This window comes from Paraburkholderia phenazinium, from assembly GCF_900100735.1.
In the GTDB taxonomy this organism is placed as follows: domain Bacteria; phylum Pseudomonadota; class Gammaproteobacteria; order Burkholderiales; family Burkholderiaceae; genus Paraburkholderia; species Paraburkholderia phenazinia.
In genome coordinates this window covers 29,936-46,095 of record NZ_FNCJ01000027.1, presented here as the reverse complement: position 1 = coordinate 46,095, position 16,160 = coordinate 29,936, and the positions used below count along the sequence as shown (strand labels likewise).

Below are 16,160 nucleotides of genomic sequence, written 5' to 3'. Positions count from 1 at the left end.
GTCGTCACTGAAGATGCTCGACATCAGAAACTTGACTGCGGACTTCAATATCTTAACTTGCTGGCCCAGCGGCACTTGGAGTCCGCCGCGTGCGCTGAATGGGAGGGGGTGACAAGCCTCAGGCGGAAGTAGTTTTGGCTGTCGCAAATCTCTCGGTCGATGCTAAAAAATAAGCGACTTTCGACGCGACCGCTCCAGCGCAAGAGAGGGTCAATTTTCGGCGTAGCCCAATACGCACGGCGCGCGGGACGCTTTCATTTGGTGGCGGGGGCAGCGCGCGAATATTGGCGTAGCGCAGGGTCGCTCGATGTTTTTGAGAATGGGCTGCCAAGCGCTAAGCACCATGGGACAAGGGGCTCACTCGCGCCAAAACTTTCCGCGGAACGCTTTCATTTGGTGAGAACAGTTTTCAAGGCCCGCCGTTCTCAAAGCGCCTCGTTACACAGCACCATCATCCGCTGCACCATCGTGCTGGCACCATTGAGTTCCATCTCACTGGTAAAAAGTGCCTGCACGCTCGACAGCCGAACGGCGACGCCTGCATCGAGCAGATCCTTACTGGCAATCTTCAGCGCAAGTTGACCGATCCGGACCCGGTCGAGCCAGTGCATCGTCAGCCGGTTCTTCTGCAGCCACTGACGGCAGCACTCGACCACATGGTCCACTCGCCATTCGTTGGTCAGCGCGTACGATGCCGCGGCAATCGCGACGAGGAAACACAGCAAGTCGGGACGCGCGCTATCGGGTTCGGAGAATTCAGGTTTGATCATGCTTATCAGCCTGCCTACTGTCGTCAATCAACATCATCACATATGGCCGCGGGCCCGGGAATCAACACCGGTGCCAAATCCACCGCCCATCTTACCGAATCCCTACCGGTCGACTGAGGGCCATATGGCGTGTCAGCAGCATATCAATTCGAATCCGGCTCCGGCACTGCCGTAACATCGCGTGCCTCGTTCCCCACATCATAAGCATGCTCACCAGACGATAATGGGTATCTCCCAGAGCCATATTCGTTTCACGGCGTCGTCATACATCCTGCATAAAGTCAGCCCCCGAACAAAACTCAAACCACAGAGGGGCACATGTTTCAACGTACCTGGATGCGCGCGCTGTTCGCGGCGCTGTCCGCAGTCATCATCGGTCTGATCGTCGCGGCGTGCGGCTCGTCATCGTCGTCCATCTCGGCGGGGCAGCAGCAGATCCGCCACGTCTTCGTGATCACGCTGGAAAACGAAAACTACGCGACCACCTTTGGCGCAAACACCAAAGCGCCTTATCTGGCGCAGACGCTTGCCTCGCAAGGCGCCCTCGTGCAGCAGTACTACGGCACGGGGCACGTGAGTCTCGACAACTATATCGCTATGTTGAGCGGCCAGTCGCCGACGTCGCAAACCGACAACGATTGCATTACCTATCAGGACTTTAGCCTCACCGGCATGACCCCTGATGGTCAGGCGATCGGCACCGGTTGCGTCTACCCTGCCAGTGTCAAGACGCTGCCCGATCAATTGACGGCAGCGGGCTACACGTGGAAGGGCTACGAAGAGGACATGGGCAACGACCCGACGCGCGAAGCCGCCACCTGCGGTCACCCGACGCTCAACACGACCGACCTGACGCAGACCGCGGAAGCACCGAGCGCAGCCGTGCCGCTCGGCGACCAGTACGCGACGCGCCATGACCCGTTCATGTACTTCCACTCGATCATCGATTCGCCGGGTTGCGGCCAGAATGTGGTCAATCTCACGAAGCTCACAACCGACCTGCAGTCTGTGGCGACCACCGCCAACTTCAACCTGATTACGCCGAACCTGTGCGACGACGGCCACGACTCGCCGTGCGTGAACGGACAGCCGGGTGGACTGACGAGCGCGAACACGTTCCTGCAGAAGTGGGTGCCGATTATCACGTCCTCGCCGGCATTCCAGCAGGACGGCCTGTTGATCATCAACTTCGACGAAAGCAGCTATGCCACAGTGACCCAATCGGCGAGCGGCGAAGACCTGACCTTTGCCGGCACGAGTTGCTGCAGCCAGCAGCCGGGTCCGAACCTGGCGGCGTTCCCGCAGAGCTCGTCGCTGCTCTATGGCGGCATCACGATCACGCTGACCAAGCAAAGCTTCGGCGGCGACCAGACCGGTGCGGTGATGATTTCGAAGTTCATCAAGCCGGGCACGGTGTCGACGGTGCAGTACAACCACTACTCGATGCTCAAGAGCATTGAAGACATTTTCCAGCTCGGCCACCTCGGCTATGCGGGTCAGGCCGGTCTCGTCGGCTTCGGCAACGACATCTTCACCAACCTCTAAGCGATGCCTGTTTCTGCAACGCGATTCGCGGCGCTGGCCGCGTTAGTAAGCGCCGCTCTGCTGCCGCCGGCAGCGGCGGCGGCGGGGGCTTCGGCGGCTTCGGCCGCCCTGGCCTCGGCTCCGGCCGAAGGCTCTGCCGCTACCACCACCTACAGCGACGCTGCGGCGCTCGGCAAGCTAATGTTCTACGATCAGTCGCTGTCGGCCTCGGGCAAGATGTCCTGTGCGAGCTGCCATAGCCCTGCGCACGCCTACGGGCCGCCTGACGGCCTCGCGGCGCAACTGGGTGGCGCGGACATGCACTCGCAAGGCACGCGCGCTGTGCCCAGCCTGCGCTACGTGCTGAACCGCACGCCGGTCTGGACTCACGCACAGGCTGCGAGCCTCTCGGAACGGATTGAGGATACGGACAATGCGCCGGTCGGCGGCTTCGGCTGGGATGGCCGCTTCAACTACCTGCGCGACCAGGCGAGCTTCCCGCTGTTCAACCCGAACGAGATGGCCAACAAGGATCCTGCAGCGGTCGCGCAAAAGCTGGAGCACGCGCCGTACGCTGCGCGCTTCAAGGAGGTGTTCGGCCAGAACATCTTCGTCGATCCGCACAAGGCGTTCACCCAGGCGATGTACGCGATCGAGCGCTTCGAGCTCGAAGATCCGAGCTTTCACCCGTACACCAGCAAGTTCGACTACTACCTGGACGGCAAGGTCCAACTCACCGCAAGCGAGCTGCGCGGCAAGAAGCTGTTCGACGATCCGGACAAGGGCAACTGCGCGTCCTGCCATATCGACCAGTCGGGTGTGAACGGCGCGCATCTGCTCTTCACCGACTACAACTTCGAAGCGCTCGGCGTGCCGCGCAATCCGGAGCTGAAGGTGAACGCGGACCCGCATTACTTCGATATGGGCTTGTGCGGTCCGTTACGCACCGATCAGTCGAGCGACAAGGCCAATTGCGGTCTGTTCAAGACACCTTCGCTGCGCAACACGGCGACGCGCCGGGTGTTCTTCCACAACGGGCGTTTTCATTCGCTGAAGGAGTCGCTGCGTTTCTACGTGCAACGCGACACCAATCCGGAGAAGTGGTATCCCGCCGATCGTCACGGCAAGGTCGACAAGTTCGACGATCTGCCACCGGACGTGCGGATCAACGTCGACACGGTCGACGCGCCGCTCACCAGTAAGCGCGGCGAGCGCCCGGTATGGAGCGAGCGCGATATCGACGATGTCGCGGCGTTTCTGACAACGCTCAACGACGGCTACCCATACAAGCCTAAGCCGGGCAAGTAAGGGGACAGGGCAGCGCCGGTCGTGTGAACGCGGCCGGCGTTTTCGCCTTTGATTCCAATCTGGCTCCGGCCCCGGTTTTGGCCTCGCTTCCGCAGCGCCGATTTTCGTCGAGTTGACTATGTTCTGAAGATTCGGTGCCTGTTTTTTCGGCACCGGTATAATACGGGCCTTCTCCTCTCGAACGTTACCCGCTCATGAGCCGGCTACTCTGTCTGATCATGCTTTCGCTGGGCCTGGTGCAGACCGCAATGGCCGACGAGAGCGACCACGACCGTATCTCGGAATACCTGACGCAAAAGTTCGGCCTCGCCAAAGAGAAAGCCGAGCAGATCTCCGGCGCCGTACAGACCGCCGCAGTGAAATATTCGCTGCCGCCGGCCCTCCTGCTGGCGATCATCTCGATCGAGTCCCGTTTTAAAGAAAAGGCCAAAGGCCCGCGTGGCGCCACCGGCTTGATGCAGGTCGTGCCGGCCGCGCATCGGGGACTGCTGCGCAACGTCAAAGACCTGACTGCGCCGGATGCCAACATCGAGGCGGGTTCCGCGATTCTGCACGGCTATGTGCAATCGGCGGGCGGCGATCTGAACCTTGCGCTGAAGAGCTATGGTGGCTCGATGGCTTACGCGCAGAAGGTCAGCCTGCGGGTTCAGACCTTTGCGCCGGTGGTCGGCAAGCCCGACGACGCGGCGCCTTCGGCTGCACAAACTGCAGCCTGTGACGCGCACGCTATCGACAATTGCCCCGCGTCCGCGAGCGGCGCCCGGTCGTTTTTCATTCCGTCGGCTACTGCGGCGCCAGACCCCGCTTCAATCGGCCTGTCGGCCGCTGCGCCGGCTTCGGCGCCTTGATTGGATCCGGGGTGCATCCTGACCGCGTCCCGAATTTCTGATTTCCTGACGCGTGGTTGCCCGCCTGGGCACATCTGAGTGGCCATCGGGCCAACGGCCCAGATACCGCCTGGCGCGCCGATCCCACCCTGACGAACGCCCTACAAAGCTTTTTGTATCAACGTGTTACGCTACGTGCGGGTTGTTTTCGCCCTGTCTGGCAACCGCTCTACAATGCATGCCATTCGACGTTAAGTAGTCTGCCTTCCGGAATCATGCGCACCTCATTTTCTAAAGCCACCGCAGCCTCGCTGTTCGGGCTGCTCGTACTCGGCGCCTGCTCGAGCCCACAACAGCCGAAATTTCAAACTGAACAGTTCGACACGGGCGCGAGCCCGTTCGCCCACAATTTCAAGGCCAGCACCACCGACACCTGTGAAGCCGCCCGCCGCGCCTTGCTGAGCCAAGGTTACATGACGACCTTGACGCACCCCGATACCGTAGACGGCTCGAAGAATTTCCAGCCCACCGGCGATTCGCACATCGTGGTGGAGTTTCACGTGGTCTGCACGCCGGGTGAAGAGACCGGCGACACCAGCATCGTCTATGTGAATGCGGTGCAGAACGGCTTCGCGCTGAAGAAAAGCGATACCTCGGCGAGTGTCGGCCTGAGCGTGATCGGTTCGGTGTCGCTGCCGATTCGCTCGAACAACGACGAGATGGTGAAAATCTCTAGCGAGACGATCCCGTCGGGCAAGTTCTACGATCGTTTCTTCGCACTGGTCGACCACTATCTCCAGACCGTCGTACGCACGATACCGGTCAAGTCGAGCGATGTCGTGAGCACGCCGTTGCCGTTGCCTGCGCCCGTCCCTGTGCTTGCCACTGCTCCGGCGACGGTTCCGGCTGCGACTTCTGCTGCGGCACCGGTGCCGCCAATCCCCGCACCTGTGCTGGCGACCGCGCCAGTGGCCGCTCCGCAATCCAGCGCGTTGAACGTTCCCGCCCCGGCTCCAGCGGTTGCGGGTGTTTCAGGTAACGCGGCAGCGCCGGTCGAGCCGGGTATTCTGGGTCGTCCGGACATGACGCCGGCGGCCAGTTCGACCGGCGTCAGCCCATAAGCGCGCGCTGCGCTGGTCATCCATTGATCGGCGGAGAGGTTTTTTGCCGCGGAGCGCAGTTTTCCCCAGTCTTTTACTTCATATGTATATATATGTAGTAATAGTTAACAAGGGCGGGCGCTTCCTGTGGACAAGTGGCAAATTCTCCGCCGCGTCAACGCTGTAACAAAACTATAACAATACGGGGCGCGCGTGCAGAGACGCGGTGGGCCGGGGATAACTTCGGTGCCGCCATGCTCTGTGCCCCGGTTATCAAGATTCCGCGCACAGGCTGTTAGTGCAGCTATCCCGGAGTTGTCCAGAGGTCCGCGTGGATAACTCCGCGTTTCTCCCCCTTCAAGATCGTCCCCGGCAGGCCGTTTAACCGTTGTCAGAACGGTGCGGTTTTGCGCGGCGGCGTCGAGTGTCAGGCGTCTTCCGCCATCCAGCGCGTTGCGGTCGCCAGCGCACATACTGCAGCGCGCCAATACGCGCACATTGGTGACGGACGGTGCGGACCTGCGCGGTGCGCTACTTCCATCGCGACTGTTGCTATTTAGTCAAAAACCACACAGCAGTGCACCGTCCAGGCATAAAGTTAAAGTGCTTTATCAAGATACTTGTGCAGTGCGGGGGTGTGCGATGAAACGCAGAACAGCACGACAGCTTGTCCGACTACTCTCAGACATCAGGCATTCTGCCAATTGCAGCGCGTTGAGGGCTGCGGCGACGAACCGCGCCATAGAGCTGGCGGCCGCCGAAGCCGAAGAGGACTCCACCCCGGAAAGCGCCGACGAAGCGCGCGAGGTACAGCAGGACGAACACATCTGGAGAGGATCGTGAGAGCCGCCGGTGAGCAGTCGCTGCGTTTCCTGGTCGAAAAATGGCTCGCTCCGGGCCCATCGATTCCCGTTCGTGTCACCGAATTCAGCCGTACCCGCGCGGGCGGCCGGCGCTACGTGCGGGTCGAAACCGCTCTGGCGGCCGGCGCGCGCGGCCTGTTCTTTTTCAGGCACGACGACGGTTGCTGGTGCGTGTTTCCGCCCACGGCGGATAGCCGCAAGGCGGCCAACGAGGACCTTGCCGAACGGCTGGGGCTCGTGCAATCCTGGTGAAACGAGTGGCTTGAATCCTAGGCCGGCAGACTGGCTGCGGCGCTTGCCACGGCGCTAGCCGGTAGGGCGAGACGCGGCAACGTCATCACGAAACGCGCGCCGCCGGTTTCGCTTGCTTCGAGCCGCACCGTTCCCCCGTGAACCAGCGCGACGCGGCGCACGATCGTCAGACCGAGACCGAAGCCGCCGGTATGCCGGTTACGGCTGCTGTCCACCCGGTGAAACGGCTCGAACACGCGGGCCCACTCGGCGACCGGAATGCCCGGACCGTCGTCCTCCACCGTCAGCACCAGCGCGCCCGCCGGACCCGTCGTGGCGTTCAGGGAAATGGCGCGGTGCGCATAGCGTGTGCTGTTGCGGATCAGGTTGAGCAGCGCCCGCGCCACCAGCTTGGGATCGCAGACGTGATGGGCCGGAGCGCCGGCGGTCGTCACCGAGAGGCTGAGCGTGCGGTCGGCGATGTCGTTGGCCATGCTCGCCGCGACGCTATCGAGCAGCTCGCCCAGCGCACACCGCATCAGCACGCGGTGTCCTTCGCCTTGCTCGAGGCGGCTCAACGTCAACATCTCCGTGACCAGCTCGTCGAGTTCGCGCACATCTTTTCTGAGCGCCAGTTGCCGTGCGCGCTGGCGCTCGACGGAATCCGGCGCCTGTAACAGCGCAAGGCCGAATTCGAGCCGCGCGAGCGGTGTTTTCAGTTCATGCGAGATGCCGTGCATCATGTCGCGCTGATGCTGGATCGACGCTTCGATCTGTTGCGCCATCTGGTTGAATTGCTGCGCCAGTTGATCGATGTTAGAGCGGCCGGGCAGGCGTGCGCGTGCCGCCAGGTTGCCTGAGCCGAATGCGCGCGCAGCGCTTTCGAGCGCGCGCAGATCGCGCCAGTGGTAGTGCACCCACACCATGACCGAGAGCAGCGTTGCCAGTGCAAGCAGTACGAAGGCGAGCATCTTGATATCGAGATCTTCGCGATCGTTGACGGCCGCGCGGACGATGGTGCCGTTGGGCAGCGGCAGGTAGTAATCCGTGGCGTCGCGGTCGAGCACGAGTTTGCCGTCGCGCAGGTCGTGCAGCCGCGGGGCGTCCAGCAGAGGGACAACGTCTTGCAGCGTCAGCACGCTGAAATCGTTGTCGCGGTGCTTCTGGAGTTCGGCAAGCGCCGCGGCCCGTTGCGCTCCCGGGTGACGCTCGAGGTAGTCGGTCAGCACAAAGGCGTAGACACTCGTGCGTTCCCGCACCTTCGCGGTGACGCGGTCGTGGAAGAAGTAGTCGAATGAGACGTTGACGAACACAATTACCGCGCCGCCCGTAAGTAGCACGATCAGATATAGCCGGATCAGCGAACGCAGCATTTATTCCTCCCACGCGGACGGGCTGAACAGATAGCCGCGTCCCCAGATTGTCTTGATCTTCTGCGGCTCGGGCGAGGCGTCTTCGAAGCGGCGCCGCAGCCGCGAGATCCCCGCGTCGACGGTGCGGTCGAGACCGTCGAATTCGATGCCGCGCAACTGCTTGAGAATGTCGTCGCGGCTCAGCACCGTACCGGCCGCCTGGGCAAGGATCAGCAGCAGGTTGTATTCCGCGGTCTTGAGTTCGATGAGCTGGCCGCGCCACGTCACCGTGCGGTTCGGCGGCGAGATGGCCAGTTCGCCGAACGCCAGCGATTCGGCTTGCGCCGGCGCTTCCTGGGGCTCCTGCGGGTGCGCGCGCCGCAGCAGGGCACGGGCACGCGCGACCAGCAAGCGCGGTTCGATGGGCTTGACCACGTAGTCGTCGGCGCCGGTCTCCAGACCGGCTACCTGGTCGTACACGTCGACGCGTGCGGTGAGGATCAACACCGGTACGCGCGAAAAACTGCGAATCCGCCGGCACACCTCCATGCCATCCAGGTTCGGCAGCATCAGGTCGAGAATCACCAGCGCCGGATTGTGCTCGCGCACCGCGGCCACCGCCGTGTCGCCACGCCGCACGATCGTGACGGTGAATTCATAGGTGCCCAGATACTCAGCGATCAACTGCGCGAGGCGATCGTCGTCCTCGATCAGCAGCACGCTGTATTTGAGCGGTACTTCGGTCATATTTTTCTCCGCGCTATCAGGCGGCGATTCTATCCGCGCAACGCGCTGCAACGGTCGCCGGGAACACTCGCGAACACTTGAACACAATTGCGCACAAATTCGGCCAACTTTTTGGACAGACGCCCCGGAAGCCCATCCCTAGACTGCGGCTTCCTCATCCAACAAAGCTCCCGACCGTGCGCAAATGCCTCTCTCAACTCTCCATCGCCGTGCTTGGCCTGACCTGTGCCTCGTTCGCCCGCGCCGAAAATTTCTACATGTTCTCGCTGGCGGGCGGCGTGCTCCCACGTTACGAGGGCAGCCGCGATTACCATCCTTTTGTGTCGCCGGTGATCGGCGCCGAGTTCAGCAATGGCTTGTTCATCAGCCCGGAGAGCGGCGCGGGCTATAAGAAGACCTTTTCGAATGGCCTGTTCGTGTCGAGCGCGCTCAGCTACGACTTCGGCCGAACCGACAGCAATCGCGCGGATCTGCCCGGTTCGAACTACCTGAAGGGGATGGGCCGCATTCCCGGTTCCCTGATCGTATCGGTGCAGGTGGGGGCTCATCTGTTTGGCAACTCGACCGTCAGCTTGACGCTGGAGCCTGCGGTAACGCACACGAGTCATGGCTTGACCGGGCACTTCGACGTGACGCTGCCGGTGCTGCAGACCATTACCAACGACATCAGCATCACCGGCAGCCTGCACGCGGGCACGGGGCGCTATACCCAGACCTTTTTCGGCGTGACCGAGGCCCAATCGGCGAGCAGTGGGTTTGCGCCGTACTCGCCGAAAGGCGGCTTCGACAGCGCCAAGGTATCGATCGCATGGACCTACACCTTCTCGCCGCGCTGGTCGGTTCGCACCGAGGGCGGGCTGACCCGCCTGCTCGGCGAGTCAGCCAACAGTCCGATCGTCCAGTCGAAGAACAACTACTACGGGATGACGGCGTTGACGTATCGCTATTGAGCATATGTGCCGATCACGTCGCGCAGATAGGCGTCGAGGATGGCCGCATCGCCTTCTGGACGCGCACGATCTCCCCACGTCGCCCTGCGTTGCGCGATAATCGCGCAAACTCGCCGCTGTCCAGAGCGGACGGCGGTCGGCGGACTTCAGGCGGAGACTATGGACGACAAGGACTGGATCGCGGGCGCAGCCAAAGCGCTGACGATCATCGAGGCGTTTGACGAGGAACATGCGCGTATGACGCCGACCATGGTCGCAGGCCGCGCGGCGTTATCGCGCACGGCGGCGCGCCGTTACTTGCTAACGCTGCGCGAACTCGGCTATGTGGACACCGACGGCAAGCTGTTCTGGCTGGCGCCGCGGGTGCTGCGCCTCGGTCAATCCTATCTGGATTCGGCGCGCTTGCCGCGCACCGTGCAGCCGTTCCTGCAGCGGATCACGGCGGCGGTACAGGAAACCGCGCTGGTGGCGATTCTCGACGAACACGATGTGGTCTACGTGGCGCGCAACGGCGTGAACCGCGCGATGGCGGTCGGCTTTGTGCTGGGCTCGCGGGCGGCGGCGCCGTTGTCGTCGGCCGGTCTGATCCTGCTGGCTTTCCAGGCGCCGGAGCATATCGAACAGTGGCTGGCGTCATACGAAATCAAGGTATTCACGCCGCAAACCTACTCCACCATCGAGCAGCTTCGCGAAGTGCTGGCTGAAGCGCGGCGCAATGGCTATGTCGTCACCGATCAGCAGCTCGAGCCAGGCATGCGCGGTGTCGCGGTGCCGCTGCGCGACCGGCACGGTTCGGTGGTGGCGGCGATCAGTGTCAGCATGCCGATCGGTCAGGAATCGGCAAACGCGGCGCTCCATCGGGTCTTGCCGGCCTTGCAGGAAACCGCCAGCCTGCTGCGCAACCTGGTATAAAGCGCCCCGATCCGTGCCCAAAATAGCATCAGCCGGGCGATTGAAGGGATAACGAAAGAAACCTGTCTCCCGGAAAATACAGATCGGGTTATATGGGATGACAAACGCACTACGCTGCGTAATACTCCCCCGCGGGGAGCCGCCAGGCGCCACGTCGTCATGTCTGCTTCACCATGCTGTTTTCATTCATTCACATTGACTCTCAGTCGTTCAGGTTTGGGGATTAACACATGAAAAAAGTCATTGCCTCGCTCGCAACCGCAGCCCTCGCGCTGGTGTCCGTTCAGGCTTTCGCACAGGCATCCGACGCAGCAGCGCCGGCAGCAGCTAGCACCGCAAAGCCCGCGAAGCATCACAAGAAGCTGAAGACGCATGGCAAGCGTGCCAAGGTTTCGGAAGCCGCATCGGCTGCCGGCACGAACGACAAGGGCACGCCGAACTAAGCTAGCCAGCTTGGGTTTGCATTGTCCGCCATGCGAGCCCGGCCGGTACGCAGTCGCACCCAGCCAGTCGGCCGGCGCGGGTAACAGGACCGGTAGGGAATTGCAGGTAGAAAGGCCAGAGCGAATGCTCTGGCCTTTTTTCATGGTTTAGTGAAACGCCACCTGGACGACCTTCACCAGCACCAGCGCAACGGCCACGATCAGGTAGCCGCGCAGCACCCCCATCCACACGCGCTTGCTCAATGTCAGGTTGGGCGGCGGCAGGTCCACGAGCGGCGGCATGCGCCACGTGTCGCGCGACTCTTTCTGCAGCGAGGCCGTGAGGGCATCGGCCCATGCGTTGACGCCACGCTTGCGCACCAGGAACAGCACCGTTGCCGCCACGATCGCCAGCAGCGTGCCGCCGGCCAGCACTTCGAGGATCGTCTCGCCGGTGATATCCGGGTACATCACCGAAGCCGTCAGGATGATCGAGAGCATCACCAGCACCCAGATCACGGCGCCCGTGAAGATGTTCAGCTTCATCGAGTTGACCCACGGACCGAGCACCGCGCGATCGTTGCACAACAGCAGCAGGAACACCGTGGCGCTCGGCAGCAGCACGCCAGCCAGCGTTTGCACCGCTTCAGTCAGCAGACCGAGCGGGCTGCCCGGAATCAGCACGAGCGCCGCGGCGAAGGCGATGATGCCGAAGTACACGAAGTAGAAGCCCTTCGCCTCGCCTACGCCACGATGCAGCGAATGGCGGATCTTGAAGACGTCGCCGATCGCATAGGCGGTCGAGAGCGAGACCGCAGCCGCACCGATGATGCACGCGTCCAGCAGCGCGACGGCGAAAATCACCGCAGGCCACTTGCCGACATACTTGTCGAGTCCGACGATCACGCCGCCGGCATCCGTGAAGTTGCCGAATTCCGGGCGGCCTGAGAACAGCGCCGCGCAGAACGCGATCATCGCGACCGCGCCGATCATCACGAAGGCGATACCGATCCACAGGTCGGCCTTTTCGTATTTCATGAAGCGCGGCGTAATGCGCTTGTCGACCACATAGCTTTGCTGGAAGAACAGTTGCCACGGAGCGACCGTCGTGCCGACGATGCCGATCACGAGCAGCATCACATCGCTCAGCTTCGAATTCGCGGGCCAGTTAGGGATGAAGAAGTCGCGCGTGATCTGGCTGACCGGCGGGTGAATCGACACCAGCACCGGCACCAGCAACAGGCTCAGCAGGCAGAGGACCAAGGCGAAGCGCTCGAACCTTCTGAAGTTGCCGGTGCTCACGGCTGCTCCGGTCAGGAGTGCGGCGATCACCACGCCGGGTACCTTCGGCACGCCGAGATAATCGAGCGCGAAGGTGATGCCGATGAACTCGGTGACGAGTGTGAGCGCATTCAGAATGAACAGGTCGATTACGCTAAACGCGCCCCAGAACTTGCCGAAGCGCTCGAAGATCAGCCGGGCATGACCGACGCCCGTGACTGCGCCGAGGCGGAGCACCATCTCCTGATTCACGAACAGGACGGGAATCAGGAGAAGGAGCGTCCACAGCAGAGTGGTGCCGTAGTTCTGGCCCGCTTGCGTGTAGGTGCCGAAGGCGCCGGCATCGTTGTCGCCGACCATCACGATCAGGCCGGGGCCGAGGATCGCGAGCAGCGTGCGTAGGCGTGCGAACCAGTTGGTGCGCGGGGCGGTATCGTGGCGCGCAATCGTGCCGAAGGCGCCTTTGATGTCGCCGAGGTGCGCCGAGTCGAGGACCGCGCTGCGTTCGAGCACGGCGGGACGTGGTGGTGAAACGTTCGATGACGTGGACATGTGAGTTCTCCCGATGGTTGGGTTGTCGAGTCTCGCGCTCCGTCCGGTGTTTGCGGATGGAGGTTGTGTTCCGGACGGCCGCGATGAATCGCGCCGCTCAGGGCGCGATGGCCTTTAGCGTCTGCAGGGCGGCGCGCAACGCAGCGACGGCGCGCTGTGCGTAGTGGCGCGGCTGCAGCGAAAGCATGTCGTTGTAGTGGTTGCGTGCTTCTTCGACGTGCGGCAGTTGTGAAACAAGGAGTGCGAAGTGCATGGTGAATCCTCCGGTGAACCCGTTGAAACAGAGCCTGACAAGCCGGCCTGGCTGTTTCGCGGGCGGCCCGCCTCGAGAAGGCGGTGCGGCCGGAGGAACGCGGCAGACTTTGGGTCAGGCGATGCGTGACGCAGCGCGATGGCTGCCCACGTGAAGCTCGGAATTGCCGCTGGAGCGGCAAGAGTGAGAAGAGGGACTAGAGTCACTGTCAGGCATGACGGCCTCCTTTGCGCAAATGCGCAGGTGTGTTGATCCACACGCCGGTCAAGGCGAAGCTGACGAAAGGCGTGAACGAGCAGCACCGCAGGCGCGAGCCTGTGGCGCTGAAAGCGCAAACAGCACGCGCGAAAAGACGCGTACCGCAAGAGCGATATCAGTGAATGGGCACGGAGAAGTACTAGGAGTGACTGCTGCGAAGTACTGCGACGCGCACCGTCTGCCTGGCTGGCAAGACGGCGGCTAGAAAAGGGCTATAGCGCGGGACGTCCTGCCTGTCAGGCAGAGATATAGATCGAAGATCGACAACTACAACTGTCCAAGGCATTTGCCCCTTTTGTTAGAACGTGCGAAGTTTAGGCGCGCCCATGAAGGCAAGTCAACGAGAATTCTTACCAATCCGAAAATTTCTTTCGCTCGGCCGTAAGCGGCTTGCTCAAGAGTCCTGTGTGTAGGGACCGGAGCGCTATAGGAAGGGGATGCCAGGGCGCAGAAGGCCTGTTCGGGATAGGGGATTGTCGTGAGGGGATGCCTATGTTCAAGGCATCGAATCAGCACTGCGTAGCAATTCGCGGCTTGGACCGGCGGGTGAGGTGAGGCACGGCGCAGCGTCGCGTCGAACCTCGCCTCGCTCGGCCCGCTTGAGTCGGGTCTGACGTGCGGGCGCCGGGCAGCGTTACGACGCGTCGGCTGCGAGACCGCGGTTGATGACTTCGGTGAGCAACCCGGTCATGCCTTCAGGATGCGCAGCCGCGCGTTCCTTCAGCTTTTCGACGAGGTCGGCGTTGAGCTTGCAGGCGAACGGCACGAGTCCCTGTGCCTGGTCGAGCTTGCGTTGTTCGCGGCGGTCGAGCACGGGCGCCGCGGCGGATGCCTTGCCGAAGCGGTCGGCGGTCGCCAGCTTCATCGAATTGGTCAGTTTGAGGGCCTTGTTCTTCTCAAGGTCGGTTTTTTTCATCGCCATACGGAAAGCCTCTGCATGATAGGTAATCCCGCATTGTACGCATCGCGCCGGCTCGCCAGCCAGGTGCGGGGTCCGCTGGCCGCAAACGGTGCTCCGGGTGGGCCGTGGGTTCAAGCACGCTCGCCCGCCATGCTGTCCATCAAGGCGCGCATCCGCTGCCAATGAGTGCCCTCCCAGAACACCCGCCGGCACACGTCGCAGGTCACAAATTGCGCGTGCCGCTCGAGTACGCCAGGCGGCGCGCGGTCAGCCACTTCGTCCTTCGGAATGCGCCGCAGCGGCGCGTTGCAGGTGAGGCACAAACGAAACGGCTGGGCGCTGCCGGCCAGATCGAGCCGGTCGAAAATCTCGCGCAATTGCGCCTTGGGTTTGAGCGTGCGCACGTAGCAACCGTGCGTGATGGTGCGTCGTTTGAGCAGTTCGCGGTCGCGTGTGAGCACGATCCGCTGTTCGGCGGCCGCGAGCACCTCGATATCGGCATCAGGGTAGTGGTTGTCGTAGAGCGTGTCGAAGCCGGCCAGTCGGAGCAGTTGGGCGAGGCCGCCGAGATGGGCGTCGGCGATAAAGCGCATGACCCGCAACGGCCGTTCGCGCACGCGCAGCAGCGGCTGGATATCGAGCGCCTCGAACTTCGGATAGACCGCCACGCGGTCGCCGTCCGCCAGTTGCCGTTCGAAGCCGACCGACTCGCCGTTCACCAGAATCAGTTCGACTTCGGTATGCGGCACGCCGAGCGCTTCGATCATGTGCTTGGCGGTTGCCGCGGGCGCGCACGCACAACTGAACGCGCGCCGGCGCAGCGGCCGGGCGAGAAAGTCGTTCAGTTCCTCGTAGAAGCGGAAAGTCGCGGTGACCATCTCATCAGTATCGCACCGTGTCGCGTGGCACGCTGCCAGCAGGCGCAGCAGGGCTATGCTCTACTTCATCTTCCCTTGAAGAGTGGAGCAAGAGATGGACATCGGTTTTATCGGACTCGGCGAGATGGGTGTCGCCATGGTTCAAAACATGCTGAAAGCGGGCCACACCGTACGCGTCTGGAACCGCTCGCGCGAACGGGCGCAGCCGTTTGCCGCAGCAGGTGCAAAGGTGGTGGACTCACCGGCCGAAGCGTTTGCAGGCGACGCGGTTTTTTCGATGCTGGCCGACGACACGGCGCTGCGCGCGGTGGTCGACGCCGCGTTGCTGGAGCAGGCTCCGCGCGGTCTGATTCACGTGAACATGGCGACGATCTCGGTCGCCCTGGCTGAAGAACTGGCTCACGCGCACGCGGCGCGCGGCCTGCACTACGTGGCCGCGCCGGTGCTGGGCCGCCCGGACGTCGCGGCGGCGGGCAAGCTGACGATTATCGCGGCCGGTCCCGCGGAGGCGATCGAGCGCGTGCAACCGGTGCTCGATGCGATTGGCCAGAAGACGTGGCGCATCGGTTCGCTGCCGCAACAGGCGAATGTGATGAAGCTGGCGGCCAATTTCATGCTGGCGGCCGCGGTCGAAACCCTTGGCGAGGCAGCAAGCCTGCTCACGGGGCACGGTGTCGCGACGCAGGATTTTCTCGATGTGGTGACGGCGGGTATGTTTCCCGGCCCGGTCTATCAGGGCTACGGCAAGCTGATCGCCGAGCGGCGCTATGAGCCGGCCCTGTTCAAGGCGCGGCTGGGTCTGAAGGATGTGCGGCTCGCGCTGGCCGCCGCCGATGCCGTATCCACGCCGCTGCCGGTGGCGAGCCTGGTGCGCGATAGCCTGATCGATGCGATCGCCCATGGCGACGGGGAGAAAGACTTTGCGGTGCTGGGCGAAGTGTCGGCGCGCCGGGCGGGGCGTTGAAAATTTCCTGATCAATCACCTAAAGCTGTAATGTTGTGTAAACGCAACATCGAGGGTCAACCCTAAT

Annotated in this window: 16 protein-coding genes; 9 read left to right on the top strand and 7 right to left on the bottom strand. The window is 62.6% G+C overall.

The annotated features are described in order from the left end of the window. Positions 1-425 precede the first annotated feature (425 nt). Positions 426-770: a hypothetical protein gene (locus BLQ92_RS35530; RefSeq protein WP_090694594.1), complete on the bottom strand. Its 345-nt coding sequence runs from the start codon at positions 768-770 to the stop codon at positions 426-428. A 318-nt stretch (positions 771-1,088) separates the two neighbouring features. On the opposite strand from BLQ92_RS35530, the gene BLQ92_RS35525 reads away from it, so the two are divergent. The 5 genes from BLQ92_RS35525 (at position 1,089) to BLQ92_RS35505 (ending at position 6,644) form a co-directional block, all read left to right on the top strand. Beyond that, on the top strand, positions 1,089-2,315 hold the full coding sequence (locus BLQ92_RS35525) for an alkaline phosphatase family protein (RefSeq protein ID WP_244106603.1): 1,227 nt from the start codon (positions 1,089-1,091) through the stop codon (positions 2,313-2,315). 3 nt (positions 2,316-2,318) lie between these two features. Continuing rightward, the gene (locus BLQ92_RS35520) at positions 2,319-3,602 is read left to right on the top strand and encodes a cytochrome-c peroxidase (RefSeq protein WP_090694589.1); all 1,284 of its coding nucleotides are present in this window, start codon (positions 2,319-2,321) and stop codon (positions 3,600-3,602) included. Between the two features lie 194 nt (positions 3,603-3,796). After that, entirely contained in the window at positions 3,797-4,450 is a 654-nt protein-coding gene (locus tag BLQ92_RS35515; RefSeq protein ID WP_090694585.1) for a lytic transglycosylase domain-containing protein, read from the top strand. 254 nt (positions 4,451-4,704) lie between these two features. Further along, on the top strand, positions 4,705-5,550 hold the full coding sequence (locus BLQ92_RS35510; RefSeq protein WP_090694581.1) for a DUF2242 domain-containing protein: 846 nt from the start codon (positions 4,705-4,707) through the stop codon (positions 5,548-5,550). 818 nt (positions 5,551-6,368) lie between these two features. Further along, positions 6,369-6,644 carry a hypothetical protein gene (locus tag BLQ92_RS35505; protein ID WP_090694577.1) on the top strand — a complete coding sequence of 92 codons (276 nt, stop codon included), beginning with the start codon at positions 6,369-6,371 and terminating at the stop codon, positions 6,642-6,644. Between the two features lie 17 nt (positions 6,645-6,661). Here BLQ92_RS35505 and BLQ92_RS35500 read toward each other — a convergent pair whose 3' ends face one another. Further along, positions 6,662-7,996, bottom strand: coding sequence for an ATP-binding protein (locus tag BLQ92_RS35500; RefSeq protein ID WP_090694573.1), 1,335 nt, complete (start codon positions 7,994-7,996; stop codon positions 6,662-6,664). Continuing rightward, a complete protein-coding gene (locus tag BLQ92_RS35495) occupies positions 7,997-8,722 on the bottom strand; it encodes a response regulator (protein ID WP_090694570.1) in 726 nt (241 codons plus the stop codon). It lies immediately after the preceding gene. Positions 8,723-8,925: 203 nt separating this feature from the next. Between BLQ92_RS35495 and BLQ92_RS35490 the strand changes: the two genes are divergently transcribed. The 3 genes from BLQ92_RS35490 to BLQ92_RS35480 all read left to right on the top strand — a co-directional run bounded on the left by BLQ92_RS35490 (position 8,926) and on the right by BLQ92_RS35480 (position 11,027). Beyond that, complete coding sequence (locus BLQ92_RS35490; protein ID WP_425194981.1) at positions 8,926-9,672, top strand: MipA/OmpV family protein; 747 nt, start codon at positions 8,926-8,928, stop codon at positions 9,670-9,672. A gap of 159 nt (positions 9,673-9,831) precedes the next feature. Further along, positions 9,832-10,584 (top strand): IclR family transcriptional regulator domain-containing protein, encoded by a 753-nt coding sequence (locus BLQ92_RS35485; RefSeq protein ID WP_090694566.1) that lies wholly within the window; start codon positions 9,832-9,834, stop codon positions 10,582-10,584. A gap of 230 nt (positions 10,585-10,814) precedes the next feature. Further along, positions 10,815-11,027: a hypothetical protein gene (locus BLQ92_RS35480; protein ID WP_090694563.1), complete on the top strand. Its 213-nt coding sequence runs from the start codon at positions 10,815-10,817 to the stop codon at positions 11,025-11,027. Between the two features lie 147 nt (positions 11,028-11,174). On the opposite strand, the gene BLQ92_RS35475 is transcribed toward BLQ92_RS35480, so the two are convergent. From BLQ92_RS35475 to BLQ92_RS35465, 4 genes are all read right to left on the bottom strand, one after another. After that, entirely contained in the window at positions 11,175-12,839 is a 1,665-nt protein-coding gene (locus tag BLQ92_RS35475) for an Nramp family divalent metal transporter (RefSeq protein WP_090694558.1), read from the bottom strand. Between the two features lie 97 nt (positions 12,840-12,936). Continuing rightward, entirely contained in the window at positions 12,937-13,092 is a 156-nt protein-coding gene (locus tag BLQ92_RS40330; RefSeq protein ID WP_175773353.1) for a hypothetical protein, read from the bottom strand. Positions 13,093-13,984: 892 nt separating this feature from the next. Beyond that, positions 13,985-14,272 (bottom strand): hypothetical protein, encoded by a 288-nt coding sequence (locus BLQ92_RS35470; protein WP_090694554.1) that lies wholly within the window; start codon positions 14,270-14,272, stop codon positions 13,985-13,987. Positions 14,273-14,382: 110 nt separating this feature from the next. Next, entirely contained in the window at positions 14,383-15,129 is a 747-nt protein-coding gene (locus tag BLQ92_RS35465) for a Mut7-C RNAse domain-containing protein (protein WP_090694551.1), read from the bottom strand. A gap of 94 nt (positions 15,130-15,223) precedes the next feature. On the opposite strand from BLQ92_RS35465, the gene BLQ92_RS35460 reads away from it, so the two are divergent. After that, entirely contained in the window at positions 15,224-16,093 is an 870-nt protein-coding gene (locus BLQ92_RS35460) for an NAD(P)-dependent oxidoreductase (protein WP_090694547.1), read from the top strand. Positions 16,094-16,160 lie beyond the last annotated feature (67 nt).